The sequence below is a fragment of the Micrococcus sp. GbtcB5 genome (assembly GCF_019091605.1).
Lineage (GTDB): Bacteria > Actinomycetota > Actinomycetes > Actinomycetales > Micrococcaceae > Micrococcus > Micrococcus luteus.
In genome coordinates this window covers 1-243 of the sequence record NZ_JAGXJK010000364.1, presented here as the reverse complement: position 1 = coordinate 243, position 243 = coordinate 1, and the positions used below count along the sequence as shown (strand labels likewise).

1 pseudogene is annotated in these 243 nt (G+C 72.8%); it reads left to right on the top strand.

Annotated features, from left to right (window positions below):
- Positions 1-233 (top strand): annotated as a pseudogene (eno, locus tag KVS67_RS12720) (phosphopyruvate hydratase); the annotation flags it as partial.
- Positions 234-243: the final 10 nt, after the last annotated feature.

Below are 243 nucleotides of genomic sequence, written 5' to 3'. Positions count from 1 at the left end.
TTCGACGCGATCCCCCTGGCCCAGCGCCACATGTTCCCCTGCATGATCTCGCACCGCGCGGGCGAGCCCGAGGACACGTTCATCGCGGACCTCGCGGTGGCCACCAACGCCGGCCAGACCAAGACCGGCGCCCCGGCCCGCTCGGACCGCGTGGCCAAGTACAACCAGCTGCTGCGCATCGAGGAGGACCTGGCCACGCGGGCCGCTCCGCCTTCCCGCGCTTCCGCGGCTGACCGTCCCGAC